The sequence below is a fragment of the Microbacterium saccharophilum genome, assembly GCF_007992455.1.
Lineage (GTDB): Bacteria > Actinomycetota > Actinomycetes > Actinomycetales > Microbacteriaceae > Microbacterium > Microbacterium saccharophilum.
In genome coordinates, this window is sequence record NZ_BKAH01000025.1 from 1 (window position 1) to 14,045 (window position 14,045).

The following is a 14,045-nucleotide window of genomic DNA, read 5'->3' on the forward strand; positions in this document are numbered from 1 at the left end:
ATCCCCGAGGTCTTCTACGAGCGTGTCGCGCTGGTCGTTCTCGTCTGGTGGCTGGCCGTGCCGCTTCCGTTGTGGTGGTGGGGTGAGTCGGTCGGGATGGACATCCGTTACCTCGGATGGGTGAATCTCCAGGTGGGGATCGGTGCCCTCGCCGTGTTCCTGCTGCTGCTCGCGGCGCAGCGCGCGGACACCGGCTTCGGACCGTCTCGCGACCCCCGACGCGACAATCTGCCCCTGGTGCTACTTGCCGTCTTCCTCGTGCTCGCGTCGGTTGCATCGGTCGTCAGCCCGACAGAGTCCACCTGGACCGGTGACGGGTACCGGCGCGAGTCGATCCTGACCTACGTCAGCTATGTGGGCTTCTTCTTCCTGGCCAGCCAGGTGCTCACGCCCGCCCGTCGGAGATTCCTGCTCTCACTCGTGCTGGGGCTGGTGACCGTGACCTGCATCGTGACACTGGTCTCGGCCGTGGGGGCCGGATGGGGTAGCGGCGGTTGGTCGGCCCTGGAGCGGCCGACGGCGTACTTCCACCAGTTCAACCACTACGGGTATCTGCTCGCCGTCGGGGGCGCCCTCGCGGCATCTGGAGCGCTCACGGCGGTCCGCCGCGCGGCGCGGTGGGCGTTGCTGCCGGTATTCGGGGTGATCCTGCTCACGCTCATGCTGAACGACACTCTCGGCGCGTACGTCGCGTTGGGGGCCGGCTGTCTCGTCGTCGTGGTGTGGCTGGCCGTGATCCGCCGGCTGCACGTGAGGTGGGCGCTCGCGCTCGTGGCCGTCGCCGCTGTCGTTCATGTGATCGCGGAAGCAGCGGGCATCGGGACCCTCGTCGAGCTCGGCTCACTCGGCGACGATGCACGAGCCGTCTCCGCAGGAGCAGCGGACGCCGCCTCCGCGGGCACGGGACGCTGGGGTCTCTGGGTCACGACGCTCGAGCAGATCGCGCGGAGTCCATGGATCGGGCACGGGATCGAGGGCATCGCCGATCTCCTCCCCGTCGGCTTCGGCCGCCCGCACAACGAGTACCTGCAGTACGCGGTCTTCTTCGGGATCCCCGCACTGCTCGCCTACCTCGCCGCGGTGCTCACGGTTCTCCTGCGCGTCGCGCGGCGGCGGGACGCCGTCGACAGCGTGACCGTGTGCGCCGCCGCGGCGGCAGTCACCTATCTGGTCTCCGCCTGCTTCGGAAACACGATGTACTACACCGCGCCGCTGCTGTTCCTGCTGCTCGGTGTGGCGTGGGGCGGAGTGCGGCTGAAGGGCCAGGCCGTCGGTCATCACCGGAGCCTCGGCCACGGGAGACGAAACAGTATCCGTCCCGCATACGCTGAATCCATGATCCACAACCCCCTCGGCCGTACCGGTCGCAACGTCTCCGTCATCGGCCTCGGCACCTGGCAGCTCGGCGCCGACTGGGGCGACGTATCCGAGGACGACGCCCGCGAGGTGATCCGCACCTCGCTCGACGCCGGTGTCACCCTCATCGACACCGCGGATGTGTACGGCGACGGGCGCAGCGAGGCCATCATCGGCGCGGTGCTCGCCGAACGCCCCGACCACGGCGTCACCGTCGCGACGAAGATGGGCCGCCGCATGGCCCAGGAGCCGGAGAACTACACGCCGGCGAACTTCCGCGCCTGGACCGACCGTTCGCGTCGCAGCCTCCGCACGGACACCCTCGACCTCGTGCAGCTGCACTGCCCGCCGACCGCCGTCATCGAGTCGGATGCCACGTACGACGCCCTCGATGCGCTCGTCGCCGACGGCACCATCGCCGCATACGGCGTCTCGGTCGAGACGTGCGCGCAGGCGCTCGCCGTCATCGCGCGGCCGAACGTCACCAACATCCAGATCATCCTGAACCCGTTCCGGCTGAAGCCCCTCGACGAGGTGCTGCCCGCCGCCGAACGGGCCGGCGTCGCGGTGTTCGCGCGCGTGCCGCTCGCCTCCGGGCTCCTGTCCGGCAAGTACACCGCCGCGACGACCTTCGCGGCCGACGACCACCGTTCCTATAACCGGCACGGCGAGGCGTTCGACAAGGGTGAGACCTTCTCCGGCGTCGATTACGAGGTCGGTCTGCGCGCCGTCGCGGAGCTCTCCGCCGCCGTGCCGATGGGTCTCACCCTGCCCGCCGCCGCGCTCGCCTGGGTCGCGTCGCGTCCCGGCGTGACGAGCGTCATCCCCGGGGCGCGCAGCGTCACGCAGGCGCAGAAGAACGCCGTCGCCGGGGAGCTCGTCGGCCAGGCCGACCTGACCGTGTTCGAGGATGTCGTCGTCGACGTCTACGACCGGCTGCTGCGGGCGGACATCCACCCGCAGTGGTGAGGGCTTTCTAGCGCGGGGTCCGCTCCGCATAGACAGCCCGTTCGAACGCGGCCGCCCCGTCCGCAGCGGCTGGGTCGTAGAACGGCAGCAGCTGCGTCGCCCAGACGCCCGCGATGCCGGATGCACGGTCGATCCAGTAGTGGGTGTTGCCGAGTCCCGCCCACGACACCGAGCCGTCGCGACGGCCGCCCGGCACATCCTCCTCGTTCACGAGGAACGAGTACCCCCACGACGTCCGGATGCCGGGCAGGAACTCGACCTCCCGGGTGAGTGCGGGGATCGCGGCCTGCAGGGGAGTGACCGTCACGCCCGGCTCGCCGCGCATGGCCCAGTCGATCGTCTCGGGGCGGAGCACCTGGCCGCCGGGGGCGGAGCCGTCGCCCAGCCAGACGCGGAGCAGCGCGAGGAGGTCGGGGACGGTGGAGAAGAGGCCCTGCCCGCCCATGTCGAGCTCAGGCGTTGCCGGTGGTGAGAAGGCGGTCGGGGCGATGACGCCGTCGCGTCCGCGGCGGTGCGGCGTCGCCAGACGGGCTCGCATGCCCTCCGGCACATCGAACGACGTGGACGTCATGCCGCACGGCGCATAGATCCGTTCCCGGAACACCTCTTCGAGGCGCCGTCCGCGCAGGGCGGCGACGATCAGGCCCAGCCAGTCGATCGACATCCCGTACGTCCACCGCTCGCCGGGGTCGTGCAGGAGGGGCGTGGACAGGGTGTCGCGGAGCGGCGTCGCCGACGGGCGTTGCGCCCGCGAGCGTGCGATGAGCGCGCAGCGCGCGTCGAACATGTCATAGCCGATGCCGGCGGTGTGGAGCAGCAGCATCCGCGGGGTGATCTCGCGCGCCGGCGGTCGCGTGATCATCGTGCCGTCGTCGTCGAGGCTGACCAGCACCTCGAGGTCGCCAATCTCCGGAAGGTAGGTGCGCGCGGGTGCGTCGAGATCGAGGAGGCCTTCCTCGACGCACTGCAGCGCCGCCGTCGTGGTGAAGAGCTTCGTGACCGAGTACAGCGCGAAGACCGTGTCCTCCGTGGCCGGCGTGCTCGTCGCGGGGGAGCGGATGCCGGCGGCGCGCAGGAAGGTGGTCGCCGTCGGTGAGGTGGTTCCGGCGATGACGAACGGGATGCCGGCGCCGATCGCCGCGTTGAGGGCCTCGTCGAGGGCGTCGTCCCGGGGATTCGCCATGCCGCTCCTTCGCCTCATGTCTGATCCGAGGGTAGGACGTCGTGGCTACCCTGGCGGAATGATCCTGGAGTTCGACGGCGAGGTCTTCCGGTGGGATGCCCGCACGGAGTCGTGGTTCTTCGCGGCGCTGCCCGAAGACCTCAGTGCCGAGATCCGCGAGATCCCGCGTCCCGCCCGTGGCTTCGGGTCGGTCCGGGTGGCGGTGACGATCGGAGGCACGTCGTGGCGGACCTCGATCTTCCCGGATGGCGGGCGCGGTGCGTACGTGCTGCCGCTGAAGCGATCCGTGCGCGAGGCGGAGGGGATCGGCGACGGCGACGTCGTACGAGTGCGGGTCGACGTGCTGGACGCATAGGGGCGCGAAACACAGAAGTAACAATTTTCCCAAACTCCCCATTGACAACAAGATGAGAGAACTCTCATGATGGGGACCGGAGAGGGAGATCGTCCTCGCGGCGGGCATTCCCAAACCAGGCTCTGCATATCCCACGGTTCACCCGAGCCGTGTGATCCCCCCGAAGAGCGACGATTCCCCCCGGATCGCAGACTTCGGCGTGCGCACCAAGGAGCCGGTCCTGTTCAATCCCCCCCAACTGGAGGCACGCACATGCGCACCATCCGTAACTACGTCCAGGCTGAGAAGGCCCGCCGCGAGGAATCTGGCGACGAGAGCGGCTTCTCACTCATCGAACTCATCGTGGTCGTCGTGATCCTCGGCATCCTCGCCGCGGTGGCGATCCCGATCTTCGCTGGTCTGCAGGATAACGCCAAGAACCAGTCACTCAAGGCGATCGCGGGCAACGCGGCGTCCGCGGTCGCAGCCAACCTCGCGACCGCAACACCGTCCGTCACCGCCGGCGGCGGTGCGGCCGTTCCCACGAGCGTTTACAACGCAACCGGCGCGACCGTTGCGCTGACCAAGCCGACGACGGGTGCACCCACGCTCTCAAACTTCTGCGTGACGGCTACAGCTACTACAGGCGGCGACCTGGCAGGCGCCACCGCCGCCACCTCTGGCCCCGCCTGCTGATTCCGCGCTCCACCGTTCAGGCCGGCCCGACCCGACGGGCCGGCCTGAACGTCTCCCCTTCAGCATGAACTCTCACACCCCCTCGGAGGTGTTCCAGCGTGATGCGCTCGGACGAAGGATTCAGCCTGGTCGAGGTACTCATGTCGATGTTCCTCCTCGGGCTCATGGCGCTCGCCGTGCTTCCCCTTGCCATCGGCGCGACGCGCACCAGCGTGGTGAACCGAGATGTCGTCGCCGCGACAGCGTTTGCCGAGTCGCGCATCGCATTGCTGCGCGACACGTATCGAATCGATGCAACTGCTTCGACCTGTGCAGGCCTGCCCGCCACGGCCTCGATATCGGCCGCTACGGCAGGCGCTGGTGCGGCGGCCGTGGGCATGACTGCGACCACAACTGCCGTCTGTCCGACTGGGAGTGTGGTCAAGCCCGTTTCAGTACCTGTCCTCGTGACCGTCACCGATGCCTCGGGCGCGGCCATCGTGAGCGTGCCAACGATCGTGCGGGTGGCCATGCCATGAGACTTCGCGATGATACTGGGGTCACCCTCGTTGAACTTATCGTCGCGGTCGTGATCGGGGGTCTGTTCGCAGGGATGTTGGTTGTCATGTTCACCAACGGTTGGATGGCGCAGCAACGCACCACATCTCGCGACCTGGCTACTGGGTCAACGAACACCGCGAGCACGTTGCTGGCATCGTCCATCCGGAACGCATCGACTGTGGCAGTCGACGCGACCGGGATGCGCCTCGATGCAAAGGTCGTTCGCGCCGACGGGGTCCCGGAGTGCCGGGCGTGGCGAATCGACTCGGGAAAGCTGCTGTATGGCAGGTCGATCGCTGGCGCAGTCACCGCAACTGACCTGAAACCGATCCTCACTGGTGCAACCGGTAGCCTGACCGGCTTGAGAGCATTCTCATTGCGAAATTCGCGGAGCGTGGAAGTCGGGATCCAGTTCACGGTTGGTGACGCGGCTTCCGGGGAGCGGGTCGACATTCGATCAGTCCTGACGGCTCAGGCCGAGATCAGCGGAGGACCAACATGCTGAGACGCGCCACTCGTACTCCACTTGACGACCAGGGGTCTAGCTTGGTCGGGGTCTTGATTGTGATGTCGGTTCTCACGATCCTCGGACTTGTCGTCGCATCCATTGTGACGGCGACGACGGGGGTCGTCGTTTCGAGTCGAAGTTCTGCTCAGTCTCGTGCCGCTGCTGACGCTGGTATAGCCGACCTAGCCAGCAGTGCGCAGCGCGGAACGAACATCTGTCGGGCGCTACCGTGGCCCGGCCAACTGAAGTCGGGCGCGACCCTCATCTCGGAGTACAGCGTCAAGGTTGAGTGCGGCGTTCCCCACGCCGGCAAGCTCACCATGACATCGACGGGCACCGCTTCCGGTGTGAGTACCATCACGCGGGCCGAGTACAACTACTCTGCGGGATCCTCGGGACATGGCGCAGACATGGTGTTCTTCAGCGACACAACCTTCACGGCCGAAGTTCTAACAGGAATGGCTAGCGGCAACCTCATGTCGATTGTCATCCCCTCGGGCGGGTTCGACTGCCACGTTCACACGCCCGCGAACGTCATCACCTCCGGCGACGTAAAGACACGCAGTGCATGCGTCATCGATGGATCCGTGCGTGCTGGTGGTTCGGTCGAGATGACCGCGACGGCGAACGTCATTAAGGGTTCCGTCAAAGCCTCTGCGACGAGCCCCTACAACATTCAGGGCCGAATTCTCGGTGACATCGAGCTGGGCGGTCCGGTCGGCTTCGGCTGGAATGGCTTCACCTACCCCGGAAACGTCGCAGTGCGCGGCGACATCAATCTCGCCAGCGCCAGTATCGGGGGGACCTTGAAAATCCCTGCGGCCAACAGGATCAGCTATGACGGATGGGTCAATATCGCGTCCCCGACGACAGCGAGTGCCCGCATCGCTGGGGGCATCTCGTGGCAGCCCGTAGATGTGCCAGTCGCATCGACCTTCGATCCGTGGTTCGACTACACCTATGCCCTTTCGGACTGGTATCCCTACGGTGGCGCATACTTCGCAGTGAAGACCCTCGCGCCCTCCGGCAATGGGCCGTGGACGTGTAACCGATTCATGGCGAACAACCCCAGCACATCGCAGGCCGCCGGCTGGCGGGAGGTCGGCGATCTCACATCCCCGACGATCGTCGACGCACGCGCTTGTGGCGCGCTATCCACGAATAATGGGTCCACGCCGAACGTTGCGCTTAGAGCCGATGTCCTGTTCCTCGCAAAGTCGGTCAACCTCACGACCGTCACCTTCTCCTCCGCCACTGCTACAAGACAGAACGTTTGGTTTGTCGTTGAGGACGGTGCCCCCACCGGGTCCGGCAAGAACGTGCCCTCGTGCACGAACGGCGCGGGATCCATCGAGCTCAACTCCGCTGACATGTCAGCAGTCAACGCAATGGTCTACACGCCCTGCACAATCGCGGTACAGGGGAACAGTAAGTGGCATGGCGCCTTTTATGGCGGCGCCTTTTCCTACGGTGGGGGGATGACGTTTGTCGGGGATGCGATTGCGCTCCCCGGCATGCCGGCGAGTGCGACGATGCCGGGCGCCGGGGCGCCGAGCACCTTTTCCCTCGGTGCGTTGGTATCGCTTGGGGACACAAACTGATGGCGCGCCCGTGAATGGGTCGCCACTCGCCTTCGCGCTTGCCTTCGCTGCCCTCTTCGGTCTCGTCATCGGCTCATTCCTCAACGTCGTGGTTTACCGAGTCCCCGCGAAGATCCCGCTCACGCGCGAGAGTCGATGCCCTCAATGCGATGCTCCGGTGCGGCCCTGGCAGAACGTCCCGGTGGTGTCGTGGCTGATACTGCGTGGCAAGTGCGCATCCTGCGGCGCCCCGATTTCGGCACGCTATCCGCTCGTCGAACTTGCAACGGGCCTGGGATTCATCGGCGTCGCCGGGCTGTTTCTCGACGGCTTCCTCGACGCCGCGAAAGCGCCCGTCATCCTGGCATATCTGTATCTCGCCGCGATCAGCATCGCGCTCGCCCTCATCGACCTCGACACGCGACGACTGCCCGACGTGATCGTGCTGCCTGCTTACCTGGTCCTCGCCGCGCTGTTCGTCGTTGCGTGCCTGCTCGGCGCGCCCTGGGAAGGGCTGCTCCGCGCTGCAATCGGCGGCGTTGCGCTCTACGCGTTCTACTTCCTGCTGCGCCTCGTCCGCCCGGGCGGCATGGGTGGGGGAGACGTCAAGCTCGCCGGCGTGCTCGGTCCGGCGCTCGGCTGGCTCGGGTGGGGATCCCTCATCGTTGGAGCCTTCGCCGCCTTCCTTCTCGGCGGCGTCATCGGCATTGCACGGATGCTCGCGCGCCGCGCGACACGCAAGACTGCGATCCCATTCGGGCCGTGGATGATCGCAGGCGCCTGGATCGGCATCGTCGCGGGCGAGGACATCGCCCACTGGTATCTGGGGCTGCTCGGCGCGAGCTGAGCCGCCGGCAAGGAAAGGGGAGCAGGATGGCGAACACGATCGTCGGACTGGAGATCACCGAGGAAGGGGTTCGGGCGGCCGAGGTGACCGTCGGCAAGTCGCCGATGCTCGTCGCGTACGGCGCGGTGCCGCTTCCACCTGAGGCCGCAGGCGACTCCGAGGTGAACGACCCCGACGCCGTCGCCCTCGCTCTCCGCCAGCTGTGGTCACGCGCCGGCATCAAGGGGAAGCACGTCGTGCTCGGCATTGCGAGCCGTCGCATCCTCGTCCGCGAGTACACGACGGCCGCGATGCGACCCGACCTGCTCCGGCAGGCGCTGCCGTTCCAGGTGCAAGACCTCCTCCCGGTTCCCGCGGAGCAGGCGGTGCTCGACTTCTACCCGGTGTCCGAAGACGCCGGACAGGTGACAGGGCTCCTCGTCGCGGCCGTGGCGGAGAGCGTCGAGCAGGTGGTCGGCACGATCGGCAAGGCGAAGATCAAGGTCGATGTCGTGGACCTTGCGCCGTTTGGTCTCGCGCGCGCCGCCCGTCGAGTGGCAGCGCCAGGTGAGACCGTCGCGGCCCTCCACCTCGGCGACCACACGAGCTACGTCGTCGTTCTCGAGGGAGGAGTGCCGCGGTTCGTCCGCATCATCCCGGTCGACATCACGACCAATGCGGTGCATGCGCGCGAACTCTTCCAGCTCGGGGAGATGGCCGACGCCGCGGGACCGATCCTCGAGGAGGCACTGGAGACCGTGCCACCGATGGCGGGCGCGCGGAGATCCCGCGCGGCGGCGCGCGCCGCGGGCATGCGGCCCACAAGCGGCATGTCGTCCTCGGCGATCGACGATCTGGTGACGAGGCTCGCCAGCACGCTCCGCTTCTACACGGACCGCGCCGTGGATCAGCAGCCCATCACCCGCGTCCTCCTCACCGGTGCCGGTGCGACGGTTCCGGGGGTATCCGACGCCCTGTCGGCGAGCATCCCGATGCCGCTCGAGTTCCTGAGCGCGTCCCAGCTCGTGCGCAGCAAGGTGCCGATCGAGACCTCGGATGACGACCTCAACCTCGTCACCACGATCGGTCTCGCGCTGGGGGAGGGCCGCTGATGGCGCTCGCACATCCCGCAGTCAGCGGACTCGGCGGTATGCCGCGCGTCAACCTCATGCCTCGAGCGGAGATCGATCGCCGGGAACGGGGAATCCTGGTTCGACGGTGGCTTCGCGGGGTCGTCGCGGCGCTGGCGGTCGTAGCGCTCCTGGCCGGAGGCGCGTTCTGGTTGCAGGCGACGGCTGCCGTGCGCCTCGCGCTGGAGAACGCCCGCACCAACGATCTCCTCTCGCAGGTCGCTGCGCTCGCGCCCGTCCGCGCGAAGCTCGATCTCGTCTCGGAACTCGAGGGATTCCGCACCCAGGCGATGGGGGCCGACCTGGAATGGTCACGGCTGACCAGCCTCGCCGAGACGGCGCTACCGGAGGGAGTCGTACTCACGGGTTTCACGCTGACCGCGGGTCTCCTACCCGTGGGAGAAGACCCGGCAGCCGAGATCGGCGCATCCGGCGACCTGACGCTCGAGAGCGACTCGCCGCTGGAGACGGGAGCCTTCATCCGCTCCATCCGCGGTCTCGACGGCGTGCTTTCTGCCGACGGGCGCGAGGTCAAGGCGGAGACCGGCGTCTACACCTACCTGATCCGGATCGACTACGACCAGACCGCCTACACGGGCGACTTCGCGGTGGAGGTATCCGAGTGAATGCCAACAAGCAGTTCATCAACCTGCTCGGGATCGTCGTGATCGCGGCGATCCTGGTCGCCGGCGTTGCTCTGATCGCCCTCCCGATGTGGTCCCAATCCCGCACGACGGATGCCAGCACGCGGACGGTCGCGCAGACCAACGCCGTATATGAGGTGCAGGTGTCGCAGCTGACCGCCGCGCAAGATGGTGAGGCCGACCTCGACCGGCAGCTCGCCGAGCTTCGCGCCGACATCCCCGCCATCACGAAGTACGACGACGTCTTCGACATCGTCAACGGGGCCGCGACCGACCTCGATCTGACGATCCAGACGATCACGATCGCCGATGCGGAGGACTGGACTCCACGAGCCGCCGCGGTCGAGGCTCCGGCCGAAGCCCCGGCCGCCGGCGCACAGGGCGCCGGGGGTGACGAGGAGGCGGATTCCGCCGCGACGACCGACCCCGCCGCTGTACCCACCCCGACAGAGCCGACGGTGACGCCGCAGCGCCAGGCGACAGTGACCATCGAGGTAGCGGTTCCCGACGCGAAGACCGCGACCGCGTTCATCGACGCGCTGGGCAAGGGACCCCGTCTTCTCTCTCCGCTGAACGCCGCCCTCGACGACGGCACCCTCACGCTCACTGTGCTCACCTTCTTCCGGACCGAGGACTGACATGACGACCATCAACAGCGACCTTGCGGGCATGCTCGCCATCGCCGCCCGCGCGTCGGCATCCGATGTCCACCTGACCGCCGGTCATCCCCCGCTCATGCGTGTCGACGGTGACCTCGAGCCGATCCTCGACTACCCCGACCCGACGACGGCGAGCTGGCTCGAGACCGCACTCGGCGACATGCTCTCCGGCGAGCAGATCGTCGAGTTCCGGCAGCGCGGCGAGGTCGACCTCTCGTTCTCCGTGCCGGGCGTCGCGCGGTTCCGCGTCAACGTGTTCCGCCAGCTCGGGCAGGTCGCGGTCGCGATGCGCTTCATCGCCGACAAGGCGAAGAGCCTGGACGAGCTCGGCGTGCCCGCCATCGCGCATGACCTCGCCATGAAGCCGCGCGGTCTCGTCCTCGTGACCGGCCCTACCGGTTCCGGCAAATCGACGACCCTCAGCGCCATGATCGATGCGGTCAACCGCACCCTCCCGGCGCACATCGTGACGGTAGAAGACCCTGTCGAGTTCCGCCACACGAGCCGGCGGTCGCTCATCCACCAGCGCGAGATCGGCAGCGACACGGCATCCTTCGCGGAAGCGCTTCGTCGCGTGCTCCGTCAGGACCCCGACATCATCCTGATCGGTGAGCTTCGCGACCCGGAGTCGATCGCAACCGCCCTGACAGCCGCTGAGACCGGCCACCTCGTGCTGTCCACGCTGCACACGCAGAGCGCGGCCAAGTCGATCAACCGTATCGTCGACGCCTTCCCGCCGGCTCAGCAGCCGCAGGTGCGCACGCAGCTCGGCGACACCCTGCAGGGCATCATCACGCAGACGCTGCTCCCCATGGCGCAGAGCGCCGGACGCGCGATCGCCACCGAGGTGCTCATCAACACGTCCGCCATCGCCAACCTCATCCGTGAGGGAGAGGTCAGCCAGATCTACTCGATGATCCAGGCGGGCGGCGGCCTCGGCATGCATACCCTCGATCAGGATCTGAAGCGACTCGTCGAAGACGGCACGGTCTCCCTCGCCGCCGCCAAGCTCGCGGCTTATGATCCGAAGACCCTGGATGACGTTCGCGTGCGCCCCCGTGACCTCGACATCGAGTCGTGGTCGATGCACGGATCGCGCACCGAGAGCTGGACACGCTGATGCCACTCATCGAGGAGTACACCTATCGCGCCATCGACGCGAAGGGCGGCGGCGTCGTCAAGGGTTCGATCGAGGCCGCGAGCGAGTCGGCGGTCGCGAGCAAGCTCCGCGCGCAGGGGCTCACACCGCTCGAGGTCGCCCTCACATCCAAGACGGGCCTCAACCGCGAGATCTCCATCCCGGGTCTTGAGAAGACCGTCAAGGCGGAGGTGCTCGCGGTCTTCGCGAAGCAGATGGCCGGGCTGATCAACGCCGGGCTGCCGCTCATGCGCACGCTCACGATCCTCATCGAGCAGGCCGAGGACAAGAAGTTGCAGCAGGCGCTGCTTCAGGTCCACGCGGCCGTCGAGTCCGGATCGGCGCTGTCGGTCGCCCTCGGCAAGCATCCGCTCGTCTTCCCCCCGCTGTTCGTCAGCATGGTTCGAGTGGGCGAGACCGGCGGCTTCCTCGGGACGTCGCTGACGAGCGTCGCACAGACCTACAAGGGCGAGGCCGAACTCCACAACAAGATCAAGTCGGCCACGACCTACCCGGTGATCGTCCTGTGCATCGCGATCCTGGGTGTCATCGCAATGGTGACGTTCATCGTCCCGATCTTCGCCGGAATGTTCACCGGTATGGGGTCTGAGTTGCCGCTACCAACGCAGATCCTCGTGACTCTATCGAACAACATGATCTGGATCCTGCCGCTTCTCATCGTTCTCGGGATCGGCGGCTCGTTCTGGTGGATGCGGAACAAGAACAGCGAGCGGGTGCGCCGCGTCATCGATCCGATCAAGCTGAAGCTGCCGGTTTTCGGGCCGCTCACGACGAAGATCGCGGTCGCTCGCTTCAGCCGCGGGCTGTCGATGATGCTGCACGCCGGTGTGCCGCTCGTGCAGGCGCTCGGGATCGTGGGGGAGGCGTCGAACAACTACGCCATCGAGAAGGCCGTGCGAGAGGTGCAGGAGTCGGTCAAGCAAGGCCGGTCGTTCTCGGCGCCGCTCGCGAAGGCCGAGATCTTCCCGCCGATGGTCGCGCAGATGGCCTCCGTCGGCGAGGAATCGGGCACACTGCCCGACATGCTCTCGAGCATCGCCGACTTCTATGAGGATGAAGTCGAGACCGCGACCGAGCAGCTCACGGCCTCGATCGAGCCGATCCTCATCGTCGGCATCGGCATCCTCATCGGCGGCATGGTCGTTTCGCTCTACATGCCGATTTTCGGCATCTACGGCGAGATCGGGAACCAGTAGGCAGCGCTCTCATCTGCGCTTCCTCCACAAAACCGTGGGTCTTGTTGGTCCTGCAGACCTAGAACATTTCTTCGAAGGATGTCGGAGGCTGCGGGTACCTTCGGGGTATGACTTCTCCGATGGATGCTCTGCTTGAGGCGGTGACGGCGGCGCGCGCGGTGTGGCCGGCCGGCCGGGTCGAGGGCACCGAGGGGGCGCGGTTGCTCGCCGTGAACGATGCCCTCGGGACGGCGCGGCGGTTGCTGGAGGCGGCGTCGACGCAGATCGCGGCGGAGATCGCCCGGCAGTCCCGGCCGGAGCTCGGCGCCGACAGTCTCGCGAAGGCGAACGGATTCCGCACCGCGACGGCGCTGCTCGCCTCGACGCTGGGAACCTCGAACGGGGAGGCGTCGCGGCTCGTGCAGGTCGGGGATGCGACGGCGCCGCGGCTGTTGCTGAGCGGGGGAGAGGCCCCGGCGAAGCACCCGCATGTCGGTGCGGCGTTGGCGGCCGGGGCGATCGGGGCGTTGGCGGCGTCGGCGATCGTGTCGATGCTGGACCGGGTCGCCCTCCGCGCGACCCCGGATGATCTGGAGGCGGCGGAGCGGACCCTGGCCGGGCAGGCGCCGGGGTTGACCCTGGATCAGTTGGCGAAGGTGATCGCGCGTGCCGAGGCGCACCTGGATCCGGATGGGGTGCCGCCGCGGGAGGAGGAGCTGCGCGGGCAGCGGTTCCTGCGGATGCAGGAGGACCGGTCCGGGATGCTGCACCTGACCGGCGCGTTCGACCCGGAGCACGGCGCGGCGATCATGGTCGCGATCGACGCGATCGTGGGCGCCGAGCTCGGCGCGCAGCGCGACGCGGACGCCTCGAGCGATGTGGATGCGCCGCGGCGCAGCGTGACGATGATGCGCGCCGATGCGCTGGTGAAGATCTGCGAACACCTCCTCGGCTGCGACCGGCGCGACACCCCGCTGCGGGGTGCGACCGTGGTCGTCCGGATGACGCTGGAGGACCTCCAGAGCGGGACCGGGCACGCCACCATCGACGGGCTCGCCGCCCCCGTCTCGATCGCGACCGCCCGGCGGATGGCGGCGGACGCCGGAATCATCCCGGTCGTGCTCGGCGGGGACAGCGAGATCCTGGACTGGGGCCGGCAACGGCGCCTGTTCACGAGGGCGCAGAAACTCGCGCTCACCGAACGCGACGGCGGCTGCGCGATGTGCGGCGTCCCACCCGGACACACCAAGGTCCACCACATCCGGTGGTGGGCGAGAGACCGAGGA

General features: G+C 67.6%; 14 protein-coding genes and 1 pseudogene. 14 read left to right on the top strand and 1 reads right to left on the bottom strand.

Annotated features, from left to right (window positions below; translation table 11 throughout):
• Positions 1-96: 96 nt before the first annotated feature.
• A pseudogene (locus MSA03_RS14655) lies at positions 97-1,062 on the top strand (O-antigen ligase family protein); the annotation flags it as partial.
• A 273-nt stretch (positions 1,063-1,335) separates the two neighbouring features.
• The gene (locus MSA03_RS14605) at positions 1,336-2,325 is read left to right on the top strand and encodes an aldo/keto reductase (RefSeq protein WP_244946454.1); all 990 of its coding nucleotides are present in this window, start codon (positions 1,336-1,338) and stop codon (positions 2,323-2,325) included.
• Positions 2,326-2,332: 7 nt separating this feature from the next.
• Here the strand turns inward: MSA03_RS14605 and MSA03_RS14170 are convergent, their stop codons facing one another.
• Positions 2,333-3,508 (bottom strand): serine hydrolase domain-containing protein, encoded by a 1,176-nt coding sequence (locus tag MSA03_RS14170; protein WP_170245529.1) that lies wholly within the window; start codon positions 3,506-3,508, stop codon positions 2,333-2,335.
• A 58-nt stretch (positions 3,509-3,566) separates the two neighbouring features.
• Here MSA03_RS14170 and MSA03_RS14175 point away from each other — a divergent pair, with 58 nt between their 5' ends.
• From MSA03_RS14175 to MSA03_RS14225, 12 genes are all read left to right on the top strand, one after another.
• The gene (locus MSA03_RS14175; RefSeq protein WP_147051513.1) at positions 3,567-3,863 is read left to right on the top strand and encodes a DUF1905 domain-containing protein; all 297 of its coding nucleotides are present in this window, start codon (positions 3,567-3,569) and stop codon (positions 3,861-3,863) included.
• A 252-nt stretch (positions 3,864-4,115) separates the two neighbouring features.
• Positions 4,116-4,538: a type II secretion system protein gene (locus tag MSA03_RS14180; protein WP_170245530.1), complete on the top strand. Its 423-nt coding sequence runs from the start codon at positions 4,116-4,118 to the stop codon at positions 4,536-4,538.
• Positions 4,539-4,639: 101 nt separating this feature from the next.
• A complete protein-coding gene (locus MSA03_RS14185) occupies positions 4,640-5,056 on the top strand; it encodes a type IV pilus modification PilV family protein (RefSeq protein WP_244946455.1) in 417 nt (138 codons plus the stop codon).
• On the top strand, positions 5,053-5,583 hold the full coding sequence (locus MSA03_RS14420) for a prepilin-type N-terminal cleavage/methylation domain-containing protein (protein ID WP_170245531.1): 531 nt from the start codon (positions 5,053-5,055) through the stop codon (positions 5,581-5,583). The genes MSA03_RS14185 and MSA03_RS14420 overlap by 4 nt, the downstream gene beginning before the upstream one ends.
• A 62-nt stretch (positions 5,584-5,645) precedes the next feature.
• Positions 5,646-7,187, top strand: a complete 1,542-nt coding sequence (locus MSA03_RS14190) for a hypothetical protein (RefSeq protein ID WP_147051516.1) — start codon at positions 5,646-5,648, stop codon at positions 7,185-7,187.
• A gap of 10 nt (positions 7,188-7,197) precedes the next feature.
• Positions 7,198-8,013, top strand: a complete 816-nt coding sequence (locus tag MSA03_RS14195) for a prepilin peptidase (RefSeq protein WP_244946453.1) — start codon at positions 7,198-7,200, stop codon at positions 8,011-8,013.
• Positions 8,014-8,039: 26 nt separating this feature from the next.
• Complete coding sequence (pilM, locus tag MSA03_RS14200; RefSeq protein ID WP_147051518.1) at positions 8,040-9,104, top strand: pilus assembly protein PilM; 1,065 nt, start codon at positions 8,040-8,042, stop codon at positions 9,102-9,104.
• A complete protein-coding gene (locus MSA03_RS14205) occupies positions 9,104-9,748 on the top strand; it encodes a PilN family protein (protein WP_147051519.1) in 645 nt (214 codons plus the stop codon). The genes pilM and MSA03_RS14205 overlap by 1 nt, the downstream gene beginning before the upstream one ends.
• Positions 9,745-10,404 (top strand): hypothetical protein, encoded by a 660-nt coding sequence (locus MSA03_RS14210; RefSeq protein WP_147051520.1) that lies wholly within the window; start codon positions 9,745-9,747, stop codon positions 10,402-10,404. The genes MSA03_RS14205 and MSA03_RS14210 overlap by 4 nt, the downstream gene beginning before the upstream one ends.
• 1 nt (position 10,405) lies before the next feature.
• A complete protein-coding gene (locus MSA03_RS14215; protein WP_147051521.1) occupies positions 10,406-11,545 on the top strand; it encodes a type IV pilus twitching motility protein PilT in 1,140 nt (379 codons plus the stop codon).
• On the top strand, positions 11,503-12,780 hold the full coding sequence (locus MSA03_RS14220; protein ID WP_307725256.1) for a type II secretion system F family protein: 1,278 nt from the start codon (positions 11,503-11,505) through the stop codon (positions 12,778-12,780). Before MSA03_RS14215 ends, MSA03_RS14220 begins: the two co-directional genes overlap by 43 nt.
• A 119-nt stretch (positions 12,781-12,899) precedes the next feature.
• A partial coding sequence (locus MSA03_RS14225) for a DUF222 domain-containing protein (protein WP_170245532.1) occupies positions 12,900-14,045 on the top strand: 1,146 nt, incomplete at its 3' end.

What these genes read in the sequence shown, in the direction of transcription:
- MSA03_RS14170 (WP_170245529.1), bottom strand. Translation starts at nt 3,508, where the DNA reads ATGGCGAATCCCCGGGACGACGCCCTCGACGAGGCCCTCAACGCGGCG.
- MSA03_RS14185 (WP_244946455.1), top strand. Translation starts at nt 4,640, where the DNA reads ATGCGCTCGGACGAAGGATTCAGCCTGGTCGAGGTACTCATGTCGATG.
- MSA03_RS14605 (WP_244946454.1), top strand. Translation starts at nt 1,336, where the DNA reads ATGATCCACAACCCCCTCGGCCGTACCGGTCGCAACGTCTCCGTCATC.
- MSA03_RS14180 (WP_170245530.1), top strand. Translation starts at nt 4,116, where the DNA reads ATGCGCACCATCCGTAACTACGTCCAGGCTGAGAAGGCCCGCCGCGAG.
- MSA03_RS14190 (WP_147051516.1), top strand. Translation starts at nt 5,646, where the DNA reads ATGTCGGTTCTCACGATCCTCGGACTTGTCGTCGCATCCATTGTGACG.
- MSA03_RS14175 (WP_147051513.1), top strand. Translation starts at nt 3,567, where the DNA reads ATGATCCTGGAGTTCGACGGCGAGGTCTTCCGGTGGGATGCCCGCACG.
- pilM (WP_147051518.1), top strand. Translation starts at nt 8,040, where the DNA reads ATGGCGAACACGATCGTCGGACTGGAGATCACCGAGGAAGGGGTTCGG.
- MSA03_RS14420 (WP_170245531.1), top strand. Translation starts at nt 5,053, where the DNA reads ATGAGACTTCGCGATGATACTGGGGTCACCCTCGTTGAACTTATCGTC.
- MSA03_RS14205 (WP_147051519.1), top strand. Translation starts at nt 9,104, where the DNA reads ATGGCGCTCGCACATCCCGCAGTCAGCGGACTCGGCGGTATGCCGCGC.
- MSA03_RS14215 (WP_147051521.1), top strand. Translation starts at nt 10,406, where the DNA reads ATGACGACCATCAACAGCGACCTTGCGGGCATGCTCGCCATCGCCGCC.